Source organism: Natronospira elongata (assembly GCF_034931365.1).
In the GTDB taxonomy this organism is placed as follows: Bacteria; Pseudomonadota; Gammaproteobacteria; order Natronospirales; family Natronospiraceae; genus Natronospira; species Natronospira elongata.
This window is the reverse complement of record NZ_JAYGII010000049.1, coordinates 1-13,257: the sequence shown is the minus strand read 5'-3', so window position 1 is coordinate 13,257 and position 13,257 is coordinate 1. Positions and strand designations below refer to the sequence as shown.

The window sequence follows — 13,257 nt, the reverse complement described above, 5'->3', positions numbered from 1 at the left end:
GGCGTTAGGCAGGAGTTTTCTAAGAATGAGCAAACGAGAGACGCCGATGACCTTGCGGTACTGGGAGAAGGTAGGAGGAACGATTGTTGAAGAATTTTCAGCAATTCCGCGAGGTCAGAATGATGGTGCGCGTATTCTGGATGCGGTGATCATTCCGGATGGGCCAAAAATGCGAGCCAAGAAGTCGGAAGTAGAGATCGAAGGTAAGGATATTATTGTTGTGCAGACGAAGGCAAAACGTCTGGGTATGTACCTAATGGGCCAGGTCGTTTTCTCGGCCGAGCTAATGAAGCGCTACAAGCCCAGGAGTATCAAGTCCGTCGCCTTGTGCAAGAGAGGGGATTCAGTTCTAGAGCCGCTACTCGAGGCCTATGAGAATGTCGAAGTCGTTATTGATTCTGCCTAACCAGGCGCTCGAGTTCGCTCCGGCCCTGGCCGGGCCTACGCCGGACGGGCTTCCGTTCCGCTCCAAGCCCGCCGCTCCGGTCGGCGTTACGGCCACCTAGAATTCATCAGAACCACCCCACCCCTACAAATACCCTAACTCCCTGGCCCGATTAAACGCCTCAATCCGATTATCCGCGTCTAGCTTGTTCATGGCCTGGGAGAGGTAGTTACGGACGGTGCCTTCGGAGAGGTGGACGCGTTTGGCGATTTCCTTGTTGCTGTGGCCTTCGCCGGCGAGGCGAAGGCAGTGGCGTTCGCGTTCGCTCAGGGGGTCGCGGGACTGCCAGGCTTCGGCGGCGAGGGCGGGGTCGATGATGCGCTCGCCCTTGCAGACGCGGCGGACGGCATCGGCCAGGGCTTCGGCGCGGCCGTCCTTGAGTAGATAGGCGCAGACGCCGGCCTCCTGGGCGCGTTTGAGATAACCCGGGCGGGCGAAGGTGGTGAGGACAATGACGCGGATGTCGGGGGCGTCGCGTTTGAGGCGGGCGGCGAGGGTGAGGCCGTCGTTGCCGGGCATTTCGATGTCGGTGATGACCACATCCGGTTGTTCCGAGGCCACCAGGGCAAGGGCCTGTTCGGTATTGGCGGCTTGGCCGCAGACCTCAAGGTCCTCTTCCAGGTTGAGCAGGGCGGCCAGGGCGCCCAGTACCAGGGTCTGATCTTCTACCAGCAGTAGGCGTATCACGCGGCCTTATCCTTTTCCCCGGATGGTGTCTGTGTGGCCAGGGCATTCGGCAGGGTGGCCTGGATGTGCAGGCCCTGTTCGGTGCTGACATGGAAACGCCCGCCCAGGCCCGCGATTCGTTGGCGCATGCCACTGAGGCCATTGCCTTCCTCAATCATGCCTGGATTGCCGTCGTCACTGAAGTGAAAGTGCAGATCCTGGCCGGATGGCCTGACGGTCAGGCGGCAGTGCTCGGCGCGGGAATGGCGCAGGACATTGGTGACCGCTTCGCGCAGCACCAGGGCCAGCTCGGCATCCACGTCAGCGGGCAGGGGCTGCTCGGGCAGCTCGTAGTCGAACTCGACCTCCTGGGAGACCAGGCTGAGGTGGGCATCCGCCGATTCACTGGCAAGGCTTGCCCGGCGATAGCCTCGCACGGCATCGCGCACCTGCTGCAGGGCCTCGCGGGCCTGTTCCTCGATGATGTGCAGTTCGGCTTCGGCCTGTTGCGGGTCGCGGTCGATCAGGCGGCGGGCGAGCTGGGCCTTGAGCGACATCAGTGCCAGGCTTTGGCCGAGCAGATCGTGGAGGTCCCGGCTGATGCGTTCCCGTTCCCGCGTGGCGGCCAGGGCCTGGACCTCCTGCTGGCTGAGGCGTAGGGCGGCGTTCTCGCTGGAAACGCCGGTGTAGTAAAGATTGGCCAGGCCCACGAAGCCACCGATCACCGTGCCCACCAGCCAGTACTGAAGGGGCAGGCCGAGGTAGGCTGACTGGGCGAGGACCACCAGGATGACAGCGGCCATGGTGCCCAGAGCCAGGCTGCGTGGCAGCAGAGTGCCGGCGGTGGCCGCGGCATAAATGAAGAAGACAATGCCGCCGCTGTTGATGGGCGTGATGGCCAGGCCGATCAGCGTAGTCAGCACAATCATCCGCAGACGTTGGCGGCTGCCCACCCAGAAGGAGCGGAAATAGGCTCCAATGAAGACCGCCAGGGCCAGGCCGGAGAGAGCTAACTCCCAGACCGGGACGGGGCGAAAGAACCACTCGATGAAAAAGAAGCTCAGGTAGACCAGCCAGAGATAGGGCGTCCAGCCAATCTCCCGATCATCCGGCAACAGGCGTCGGTGGATGGCGAGCAGGGGCCGCGCCCAGGCCTTGGCCTGGGCGCGGTGCTGGTTGCCTGAACGAGAATCAGTCATTGCCGGCGCCTGCTGGTGTGAGTGTCACGCGTTCCATGTCGAAACGGAACGGCCCCTGGGATGGCCCGGCGAAAATGCCGAAACCGGTGATCGCCGTGTGGTCGATGCCATCGAATTCGTCAAAGCGAATCCTGACGGTGCCCCAGTCCTCTTCGACGGACAAGTCGATCTCCGAGGGCATGCTCTGGTTGGCACTGCTGAAGACCAGGGCGCGGAGGGTGGAGACATCGGCACGCAGACGCACTTCCAGCCCGTCAAAGTCCGAGAGGTCCTTTGGCGCCATGGGGGTGTCGCCGGGGAACCACATGACGCCGGCATAGGGCCAGCTGAAGCCGCTGCGAATCTCACCGCGCACCCGCAGAAAGCCGACATCATCCTCCCGCTCCTGCGATACAGCCACTTCGGATTGACCACCCATGCGCTGGTCGGTGCTCGATTCCCAGTCATGGCCGAAGGCCACTGAGCGGTCACCCTCGAAATCACTTAACAGCACGGCTTCGCCTGCCGCGCGCTCACGCTCGGCCCGTGCGGCGGCCGGATCGAGATCCACCGCATGGCCGTTCTTCCAGACCTTGCGGATGCGGCGGCTGTCCTTGATGTTCTCGATGGGGTTGCCATCCACCAGCACGAGATCCGCCCGATGACCGGCCTTGATCCGGCCACGATCATCCAGGCCAAAGGCATCCGCCGGTGCCGCGGTGGCGGCGATCAGGGCTTGCCGCGGGCTCAGGCCGGCCGCCACCAGCCGCTCCATTTCTTCATGCAGGCTGGCGCCATTGGCGGTGCCCGGGTTGGGGGCGTCGCTACCAGCGAGGATGGGGACGCCAGCCTCGTTCAGCACCCGAACGGAGGTCTCGGCATGGTCATAGCGGGCGGGCCCATCCATGGTGGGAAAGCGCATCGCGAGCGTGGCCTTCTGCCCGGCACTCAGGCGAGCCTGCACGCCTTCATCGGCCAACAGGCTCTCTCCGGCCCCTTCACCCACGACACTCGCCACGACCGTCAGCGTGGGAATGAGGAAACGCTGGTCCTTCATCAATTCGATGATTTCCTCGTCGATGTCGGCATCGGAGAAGGTGTGCACCAGGCCGTCGGTGCCGGCGGCAAGGGCGGTACGGGCCTCTTCCCGGCTGCCGATGTGGGTGACCGCCAGGACGCCGGCCTCATGACTGGCCCTGATGGCCGCCTGCAGGCTGTCCTGTGACAGGCGGTTGGTCTCGAAGCCGAAGGCCTCGCCGCCCTCGTAGACCAGCTTGATGAAGTCCGAGCCTTCCGCCAGGCGTTCGGCGATGAAGCTCCCGGCCTGGTCCGGGTCATCCAGGGTGGGGATGGGCATGCCGTACTGGGTGCCGTGCCCGCCCTCGGCCGTGACCAGGGTGCCTGCCGACCAGACATCGGCCCGGCGGGTGGGCTGGCGGCTGTCGCGGTCCTCCTTGAAGCTCGGCAGCTGGCGGTGATCGGTGAAGAGATCGATCATGCCGGTGACGCCGAAGCGCAGGGCATCCTCCCGGGCGCTGCCGAAGACATGCACATGGCTGTCGATCAGCCCCGGCATCAGGAATCCATCCTGGCCGTCGATGAAGCCGGCCTCATCCGGGTCGGCGCTGGCCGGCTCCACGGCGGCGATCAGCCCGTCTCGTATACGGACTTGATGGTCTTCCAGCAGTCGCTCGCCATCGAAGATGCGCACATTGCCCATGATCATGTCACCGTCGGCATGCTGGACCGGTGTCTGCGGCGTGGGCAGCAGGAAGAAAAAGAGTAGTACAGCCAGCAGGAATCCCGCCATGATCAGATATCGCTTTTGCTTGGTGGTCGTCATGATGTGCTATCCCCCTATTGTTGTCGGCTGCGGCGCAGCAGCCAGGCGCTGAGCCCCGATGCCAGTCCCGCCCAGGCTAGCAGGACGAGCCAGTGAACAAGCTGTCCGGCGCTATCACCCCGGGTCTGCATGAGTGCCAGCTCGCCGAGATGCCAGGCCGGCAGCAGGGGGGCGATGCCCTGCAGCCAGTCCGGGAAGAAGGCGAGCGGAATCATCAAGCCCGAAAAGAACAGCATGGGCAGAAAGATCAGGTTGGCAATGGCAATGGCGGCACGCTCGCCCATGCTGCTGCCGATCATCAGGCCAATGGCGCAGAAGGGCAGGCCGCCGATCAGCAGGGTCAGGGCCAGGCCGATCCACTGGCCCTGGTTCAGGCGCACTTCGCCGAACACAGCCGCCAGGAAAAACAGGGGCAGCAGGGCGAGCAGGCCGGCAAAGAGGTTGGCCACCAGCTTGGCCACCACCCAGCCGGAACGCGGCAGACTCATGACCCGCCGCATGTCCAGCCAGCCGCCGCTGCGTTCGCTGGCGGTGCCGATGGCCGTGCCCATCAGGCCGGTGCCGATGACGCCTATGCTTCCCATCATGGCCAGATAATAGGTCGCGGCGCTGTTGGATGCACCCATATCGAACACCAGCCCGAACAGGGTGTAGAAGAAGGCCGGAAAGGCGATGGTGGGCACCAGCGATTCGGGCATGCGCAGCAGGCGGGCGCATTCGGTTTCCGTCTCCAGCCACAGGGCCCTGGCGGTGGATCCGGCTCGCGATGGCAGGGTAACGGTATTCATGCGGCTTGCTCCCGGTGGTCGTGGATCAGGTGCAGGAAGGCTTCTTCCAGGCCGGCATTGCGCACTTCCAGTGCGCTCAACTCGGGGTCAGCGGCCAGCAGTCGGCGCAGCACCGCTTCTGCATCACGGACCATGAGTGTGGTGTGGCCGCCGCTCAGGCGCACGCCCTCCACGTCGGGCCAGGCGGCCAGGGTGGCCTCCTCGAGACGGGTGCGACAGCGAATGACCCGGCCCGGCACCCGGCGACCGATGTGCGCGGTGTGATCGCAGGCGATGACACGGCCTTCGTGCAGCAGGGCCACCCGATCCGAGAGCTGCTCGGCCTCGTCCAGATCATGGGTGGTGATGAGGATGGCGCAGCCGTTTTCGCGCAGGCGGCCTACCCCCGCCCAGAGACGATGCCGGCTGTCGATGTCCATGCCGGCGGTGGGCTCATCCAGAAACAGCAGCCGGGGCTGGCCGGCCAGGGCGGCGGCCAGGCGTGCCCGCTGCAGCTGGCCGCCGGACAGGGTTTCGCACTGGCGCTCGAGCAGGTCCTCGATGTCGGCCATCTGGATGGCCTCGTCCAGCGGGCTCGGCTGGCCCCGCCCTGCACCGGCCAGCATCAGCCATTCCCGCACCGTCATGGCCTGGGCCGGCCTGCCGCCCTGCAGCATGGCACCGATGGTCTGGCGGGCCGCCAGGCTGCCGGGGGCATGGCCGTCGATGTGAATGCGCCCGGCACTGGGACGCAGCAGGCCAAGGGCCAGACCGATGGTGCTGGTCTTGCCGGCCCCGTTGGGGCCGAGCAGGGCGAGGGTCTCGCCGCGCTTGCAGCTAAGATGCACATCCTGCAGCACGGTTTTGCCGCCGCGCCGGCAGGACACGTCCTCGAAACCCAGCATGGAATGGCAAGTGGCCATGGTTCGCTCCCTTGTTGAACGTTCCGGGCAGTCTGGGCTCTGAAGAATTGGGCCGGTAGTGGCGTTGGTCATCAGTTTCCCGTGACATTTGTCACATCAGCCCGGATATCCCCCCGGGTGGTGTGATGGGCCGAGTCCAGGGAAGCCATGGACAGCCCGTCCGGCATTTCGCAGAATCACTGGCTGGCGATTGCAGCCACCCCCTATAAGCACTGCCTTGGATGGAGTCATACATGGTCGCTCGTGGATTGGTTTTCCTTCTGGTTCTTGCCTTCTCAACTCCCCTGTTTGCTTCTCTCGGCTACTACCAGTCGCCCACCCTGCATGAGGACACCGTGGTGTTCGTTGCGGAGGGGGATCTCTGGGCGGTGCCGGTGGACGGTGGTATGGCGCGGCGGCTGACCAGCCACGCCAGCGAAGCCAGTGACCCGCATTTTTCCCCGGATGGGGAATGGATTGCCTTTACCGGGCGCTATGAGGGCAGTGCCGAGGTCTATGTCATGCCGGCGGCCGGTGGCGAGCCCCGGCGCCTGACCTGGGAAGGCGGTTTCGTGCAGGTCCAGGGCTGGACCCCGGCGGGTGAGGTGCTGTTTGCCTCCGACAACCGGATCGGACCCAGCTGGTACTGGCTGCTGAACCAGGTGAATCCGGAAGATGGCGCGGTCACCGAGCTGCCACTGGCGGATGCCCGGGAAGGGGCTTATCTGGATGACAGCGATCTGGTCTTCACCCGCTTTGGTCTTGCCGTGACCGCCGACAATGCCCGCGCCTACCGGGGCGGGGCCATGGCCCAGCTGTGGCGCTTCGATGCCGGCCGTGACGAGGAAGCGCGGCGGCTGGCCGAAGAGCACGGCGCCAATCTCACCCACCCCATGAGTCATGACGATAAGCTCTTTGTGCGCAGTGATGTCAGCGGGCTGTTCAATCTGGGCCAGCTGGATCCGGACAGCGGCGCCTTCGAGGCCCTGACCGAGCACGAGGATTTCGAAGTCCGCCGGCCCAGCATCAGCCCGGATGGCCGGATCGTTTATCAGCACGGTGCCGACATTCGCCTGCTTGACCCGGCCACGGGCGAGGACCGACAACTCGATATTGCGCTCTCCTCCGATCGTGCCCATGCCCGTGAGCGCTGGCTGGACAAGCCCACCGATTATCTGGATGCCATCCACTTTGCCCCCGCCGGGGATCGGGTGGTCCTGACCGCCCGCGGCCGCCTGGCACTGGTGGGCACGGGGCAGCGGCGGCGGGTTGAGATTGCACTGCCGGAGGCCAGCCGAGCCCGCCAGGCCATGCTCGGCCCGGAGGGTGAGTGGGTCTATGCCTTTGTGGATGCCAGTGACGAGGTGGAGCTGTGGCGGTTTCCGGCTGACGGGCAGGGCCAAGGGGAGCAACTGACCGACGATGCCCGGACCCAGCGCATGGGCATGAGCATTTCCCCGGATGGCCGTTATGTGGCCCATCACGACATGGATGGCCGGCTCTATCTCTATGACAACCGCCGGGGCCGGAATCGCCAGATCGATGATTCCAACGGCGAGGGCTATCGCCAGCTGGTCTGGTCGCCGGACGGCAGGGCCCTGGCGGTGGTTCGCCCGGACAGTAGCCAGCGTCGGGTGCAGGTGTTGCTGTATGAGCTCGGCAGCGGCGTCATGCACACCCTGAGCAGTGATCGCTACGAGAGCCATTCGCCGGCCTTCAGCCCGGACGGGCGTTGGCTGTATTTCCTCTCCAACCGCCATTTCCAGGCCACGCCCGGTTCACCCTGGGGCGATCGCAACATGGGGCCGATGTTTGACCGGCGCACCCAGCTCTATGCCATCGCCCTGCAGGCGGGCAATGTCTTCCCCCTGCAGCCGCGCCATGAGCTGATCGAGGACCGCCCGGACCATGGCAATAACGATGAGCCGCCCGCCATTGAATGGGACGGCCTCGCGGAGCGTTTACATGAGGTGCCGGTTGAGCCGGGCAATTTCGCCAGCCTGGCTGTCGCCAAGGACCGGCTGTTTGTGATCGACCGGCCCACCGGCGGCGCGCCCGTGGTCCGGACCATTGATTTTGGCAAGGACCGGCCCCGCTTCGAGACCTTTGCCGAAGGCCTGGATCTTTTGCAGATGTCGGCCGAGCGGGACCGCATGCTGGTGCGGCGCAATGGTGAGCTGTTCATCGTTCCGGCGGGCGGGCAGATGCCCGGCGACCTGGAAGAAGCCCAGGTTCGGATCGGCAACTGGCGGCTGCCCATTCGCCCGGCCGAGGAATGGCAGCAGATGTTCGCCGATGCCTGGCGCATGCAGCGGGATTTCCTCTTCGACCCCGAGATGCGGGGCGTGGACTGGGAGGCGGTACGCGAAAAGTACGAGCCCTTTGTGTCGCGCATTGCCGATCGCCGGGAACTGGATGATCTGCTCGCCCAGATGGTGGCCGAGCTCGGGATCCTGCATTCCCAGGTTCGTGGCGGTGAATACCGTGATGATCCCGAGTCCGCCCGCCCGGCGTTCCTGGGTGCGGATTTCAAGCCGGTCGAGGCGGGTGCGCGGATCGCCCGAATCTATCGCAGTGACCCGGAACTGCCCAGCCAGCGTTCCCCGCTGGTGCGACCCGGCGTGGATCTTCAGGAAGGTGATGTGATTACCCGCGTCAACGGCCGCCCGGTGAGTGAAGTGGATCATATCCATGAACTGCTGGCCTGGCGGGCGGGTGAACAAACACGGCTGGATTATCGCCGGGGCCGGGACAGTGGTGCGGTGATCGTGCACCCCGTCAGTCGCTGGGAGAATGATGCCCTGCGTTACCGGGACTGGGTGATGGGCCGGCGCGAGGCCGTGGAGTCCCTCTCCGATGGCCGCATCGGTTATCTCCACCTGCGCGCCATGGGTCCCAATGACATCGCCGACTTCGCCCGCGAGTTCTACGCCAACGTGGACCGGGAAGGACTGATCATCGATGTCCGCCGGAACCGGGGCGGCAATATCGATTCCTGGATCATCGAAAAACTTCTGCGCCGGGCCTGGTCCTTCTGGCAGCCGCCAGGGCAGGAAAAGTTCTGGAACATGCAGAACACCTTCCGGGGCCATCTGGCGGTGCTGATCGATCCGCTCACCTATTCCGACGGCGAGACCTTCTCCGCCGGGGTCAAGACCCTGGGCCTGGGCCCGCTGATCGGCCAACGTACCGCCGGCGCCGGGGTCTGGTTGAGCGATCAGAACCGCCTGGTGGACCATGGCCTGATGCGGGCCGCCTCACTGCCGGTGTTTGACAGTGAAGGGCGCTGGATCGTCGAGGGCCACGGCGTTGCCCCGGATATCGAGGTGGAAAACCTGCCCCATGCCACCTGGCGGGGCGAGGATGCCCAGCTTGAGCGAGCCGTGCGCGAGCTGCTGCAAACCCTGGATGAACATCCCGTCCAGGAACCGGAAGCCCAACCCATCCCGCCCCTGGGTACCCCGGGGCGGGACGTGGAGCGAGGAGCGATGCAATGAGTCTATTCGGCAAAAGACTCCAGGCCCTGGTGGACAAGGCCACCGAGGCCAACAAGGCCTTCAACGCCCGCCATCCCGAGGCCTCGACCATGGTAGGCGCCAGCAATGAAAGCCTGCGCCGCCTGGGCGATGACGTGGACGCGGTCAGCATCGATGACCGCCATTCCAATCAGCGCCTGATGTTCATCCTCAAGGATTCTCTGCCCGACAGCGTGGGAATTGGCATCGGCACAATCGGTACCGAAGACTTCGAGTTCATCGGTGAGGCGCGTCAAGACAGCCTGGACGAGATGGGCATAATCTCGCTCATGGAGCGTCACTTCGTTAAGCAGACCCACTGACTGCCCGAGGCGGCCACGGTATCGTCGGGATTCACTCCCGAGTCATGGGCGCTGGCCGGGCGATGGCATAGCCCTGGGCGTAGTCGATACCCGCCGAGCGTAGCCAGTCGATGGTCCACTCGTCTTCCACGAACTCAGCCACCGTGCTCAGGCCGGTCTCGTGGGCAAGCCGCTGGATTGCCGTCACGATGGCCCGGTCGGTCGCTTCGCTGCGCAGGTCACGAATGAAGCGGCCATCGATCTTGACGGCGTCGATGCTGAAATTGCGGATGTATTCAAAGCTTGCCAGGCCGGTGCCGAAGTCATCGATAGCGATGCGAAAGCCGCTCTTGCGGAGATGTACCACCAGAGACGCCGCCGCCTCCGGGTCGTGGACGGATTCACTTTCCGTGATCTCAAACCAGATGCGCTCTGCCTCGACGCCGGACTCGTGACGACGGGCTTCGATCCATTCGCCCAGTGCCGGGTCGCTGAGTGAGTCCCCGGACAGGTTGATGGTAAATACGGCCTCCGGCCGCGCCGCCGCAAGACGCAGCGCTCGTTGCACCACCCAGCGGTCGATGTCGGGCATCAGGCGGTGGCGGGCCGCGACCGGCAGGAAGGCGGCCGGTGCCAGTACCTCACCATTGCCATCGGGCATGCGCAGCAGCAGCTCATAGCGGGGTGGCGCATCGCCCTGATCCGACAGCGGTGTAATGAGTTGCCCGTGAAGCTCAAAGCCCTCTTCTCGTGTCAGGGCCTCCCTCACCGCGCTGACTGTGGCCTGGTCTGCCCGTTCTTCCTCAAGTAGTCGGGAGTAATGATCATCGATTCGAATGCACGGCGGCGGTTGCTCGGCAGCACGCTTTGAAGCCAGGGAGGCCAGGGCCACCGCTTCTTGTGGCGCCATATCCTCGGCATCGATTTGGATCGCTCCAATGGCTGGCCGCAGTACCAGCGGAATGCGGCCGGCCTGGACAATCTGTCCCTCCAGGTGCTCATAAAGTGTGTCCAGCCCGTTTCGGCTGGCCGAGCTCGGGCCCGGCAGCAGCAGGCCATAGAGGCCGCGACCGAGGCGCGCGGCCTGGCCATGAGGACTAGCCTGTTCATGAAGGGTATCGGCCAGGCTTTGCTCGAAACGATCCGCGTCTTCCAAGCCGCCTAGATCAAAGATTTTTCGGGCCACCGGCAGGTCCAGCAAAGCCAGGGTGGCCTGCCCATTCCGATGGCCCTCCAGGGCCTGGGCCATGCCACGCTCGTTGAGCAGGCCGGTGAGATAGTCACTCCTCGCCATCTTTCTGGCGTGTCGGAGGTGTCGGCGAATGGATTCACTGGTAGCAGAAACAATCTGGGTCATGATGATGAAGGCCGTCACCACCACAATGACCTCGATCATCTCGGCGTTGTCGCTGGGTGGCGGACTGCCACCGAAACCGGTCAGGGCCTGGACCAGGAACGCGGTGGCGATACCCGCAGTGGCCAGCGCCTGAAAGAGTGGCTGTCCCAGGCCGGCAGCCACCGCCAGCAAGGGAAAATAGAAATAGACCAGAATGCCCGCGAAGCCGGTCATTTCGGCGCGGCCCATCTGTAGCTGCAGGAAAGCCAGCAGGCACAGGCCGCCCGTCCAGAGCAATTGCCAGCGTGCGGGTTCGAGGGCCTGGAGAAGGCGCCGGTCGCTGAGGGCGGCTGCCAGCAGTATGGTCACCGGTGCCACCATCAGGATGCCCAGGGCCTCCGCCAGCCAGTAGGCCCCGAAGATCTCCATGAACTGGTACTCGGCGAACACCGGCGTATGCAGGGCGAGGGTGGTGACGCCCGGTCCAGCGCCCACCATCCCGGCGATGGCCGGCCCGAACAGCCAGAAACCAAGCAATTCTCGGGTGGGACCGCGAAACATCTGACGGCCTTGCAGCCAACGCAGCCCACCCACGGCTACCGCCGTCTGCATGAGCAGCCCCAGAGCGGGCAGGGTCCATGTCCAGATGCTGCCTTCGGTGTTTAGCCCGCCCCACAGGGCCACCACCAGTGCCGGCCCGATAACAATGCGCCAACCAAAGACCAGCCCCAGGCCAACGGCCAGGCCCGCCGGTGGCCAGATCAGCGCCCCGGTGCCTTCCCCCACCCAGAAATACCAACCGAACTCCATGCCCAGCAGGGTCAACAGAGCGGCAAGGCCATGGGCTACCGGCCCCGGTTGACGTTCCGGTTGGAGAAGAAAGGGTGTTTGGTCAGCGGATGTCGGGGACATGGTGTCATAATGAAAAGTATTCATTCTGAAATCTATCAGGGACCCATTCTTTCGGCCAGCCTGAAAGCCTTGCCTCTTCAAGCAGAGCCATTCACCGCTGTCTGTTCCCAGGCAGCCAGGTCGATGATGTCATCGCTCAGAGTGGGCGGACCGAGTCGGCTATCTTCCCGGAATCATTGATCGCCAGAAAGGCTTCCCCCATGCGCCGGGAGGCATCAAGAACCTGCTCCCAGTAGGCAATCCGTTCCTCGTCGCTGAAACGGTAGAAATCCTTGCGGTCGGGGATCTTGCCGTGGGGCAGGGAAGCGACCAGTTCCCGGGAAGGAGCAATAATCAGGGTGTTGTCCAGGCCCGGCAGGCGGTTGTGGCGTTTGTCATTGGATTTATCGAACCAGCCGGGCACGGCGAAGGAATAGAAGTGGGGGAAGAGGCGGATGCCGTCGCCGGTGTCCTCCGGCAGGGCCGGATGGTAATCGGTGATCCCGCCGTCGAGGTAAGTGCCTTGCTTGCCGCCGGGAATATCGTGAATGACTTCCATCACCCCCGGTATGGCACCACTGGCCAGCAGGGCGGGGCGTAGATTGTCGGCCGTCAGCCGGGCGCGCTCGGTGGGCAGGTCATTGAGTTCGGGCAGCGTGTCCGCTGCGGCCTCGCTTTCGAACAGGCTGCGGCGGACCCAGCGCCCCAGTTTTTCCCGGCCTAGTCGATTGGCCGTGGCCGCGCCCAGCAGGCGGGCATAGAGCCCCGGTGTGGACAGGCGGCGTTCGGGCGCCATGCGGTTGGCGATGATGCGCAGGGGGCGGCGCGGATTGTTGGCGGCCGCCTCGGCGCCCGTCTCGCCCAGGGCCAGATCCAGCAGCCGCCGGCATTCGGCGGAAATGATCGCCGGCCCCGGTCGATGGGGATAGCGCTGCTCATGAACATAGCTGTGCAGAAAGCGCGCCAGGGCATCGTCGGCATCCGGCAGGGCCTGCATCGCCATGCGCCAGGCCCCGATGGAAGAACCGGTCAGCGTGATGGGCTGCTCGGCCGTCGCCAGCCACTGGCCGAAGAAGTACTGATCAAAGCCGGCCAGGATCAGCCACTTGGGCCCGCCCGAGGCGGCACTGATGGCGGTTACCTGAGAAGGCTGCAGGCCCTCGTCCCGAATCCGTTCAAGCGCCTTGGGCCCGGCGCGCAACTCCAGATGCTGCATGGCTTTACGGTCCTGTCTGGTCATTGTTTGATTGGGCTAAGGAACCTCTGATCAATCCATTCACGCCCGCAGTTGGTGATGAGAGCGTCTGATTCAAGGCGCATTGCGCAGCACAGTAGCCTCTGTGCTACGGGCAAGCAATGCAACGCAGAAGCAGGCGCTCTCAGCGCCAACCCCTTGTGGGCCAACGGGATTT

General features: G+C 64.5%; 10 protein-coding genes. 3 read left to right on the top strand and 7 right to left on the bottom strand.

Going from position 1 to position 13,257, the window contains the following annotated elements; translation table 11 throughout:
* Positions 1–406: hypothetical protein (locus VCB98_RS12840; RefSeq protein WP_346053180.1), on the top strand; the 406-nt coding region annotated here is incomplete at its 5' end.
* A gap of 123 nt (positions 407–529) precedes the next feature.
* Here the strand turns inward: VCB98_RS12840 and VCB98_RS12835 are convergent.
* From VCB98_RS12835 to VCB98_RS12815, 5 genes are read right to left on the bottom strand one after another with little or no spacing between them, the layout of a single operon-like run.
* Positions 530–1,132, bottom strand: coding sequence for a response regulator transcription factor (locus VCB98_RS12835; protein ID WP_346053178.1), 603 nt, complete (start codon positions 1,130–1,132; stop codon positions 530–532).
* Complete coding sequence (locus VCB98_RS12830; RefSeq protein WP_346053176.1) at positions 1,129–2,310, bottom strand: histidine kinase; 1,182 nt, start codon at positions 2,308–2,310, stop codon at positions 1,129–1,131. Before VCB98_RS12830 ends, VCB98_RS12835 begins: the two co-directional genes overlap by 4 nt.
* Positions 2,303–4,132 (bottom strand): CIA30 family protein, encoded by a 1,830-nt coding sequence (locus tag VCB98_RS12825; RefSeq protein ID WP_346053174.1) that lies wholly within the window; start codon positions 4,130–4,132, stop codon positions 2,303–2,305. Before VCB98_RS12825 ends, VCB98_RS12830 begins: the two co-directional genes overlap by 8 nt.
* Positions 4,133–4,146: 14 nt before the next feature.
* Positions 4,147–4,920, bottom strand: coding sequence for an ABC transporter permease (locus tag VCB98_RS12820; RefSeq protein ID WP_346053172.1), 774 nt, complete (start codon positions 4,918–4,920; stop codon positions 4,147–4,149).
* Positions 4,917–5,822, bottom strand: a complete 906-nt coding sequence (locus tag VCB98_RS12815) for an ABC transporter ATP-binding protein (RefSeq protein WP_346053170.1) — start codon at positions 5,820–5,822, stop codon at positions 4,917–4,919. The genes VCB98_RS12820 and VCB98_RS12815 overlap by 4 nt, the downstream gene beginning before the upstream one ends.
* A gap of 233 nt (positions 5,823–6,055) precedes the next feature.
* Between VCB98_RS12815 and VCB98_RS12810 the strand changes: the two genes are divergently transcribed.
* Entirely contained in the window at positions 6,056–9,298 is a 3,243-nt protein-coding gene (locus VCB98_RS12810; RefSeq protein ID WP_346053168.1) for a S41 family peptidase, read from the top strand.
* On the top strand, positions 9,295–9,639 hold the full coding sequence (locus VCB98_RS12805) for a hypothetical protein (RefSeq protein WP_346053166.1): 345 nt from the start codon (positions 9,295–9,297) through the stop codon (positions 9,637–9,639). Before VCB98_RS12810 ends, VCB98_RS12805 begins: the two co-directional genes overlap by 4 nt.
* A 31-nt stretch (positions 9,640–9,670) precedes the next feature.
* On the opposite strand, the gene VCB98_RS12800 is transcribed toward VCB98_RS12805, so the two are convergent.
* A complete protein-coding gene (locus tag VCB98_RS12800; protein ID WP_346053164.1) occupies positions 9,671–11,890 on the bottom strand; it encodes an EAL domain-containing protein in 2,220 nt (739 codons plus the stop codon).
* A 112-nt stretch (positions 11,891–12,002) separates the two neighbouring features.
* Positions 12,003–13,085: a patatin-like phospholipase family protein gene (locus VCB98_RS12795; RefSeq protein WP_346053162.1), complete on the bottom strand. Its 1,083-nt coding sequence runs from the start codon at positions 13,083–13,085 to the stop codon at positions 12,003–12,005.
* Positions 13,086–13,257 lie beyond the last annotated feature (172 nt).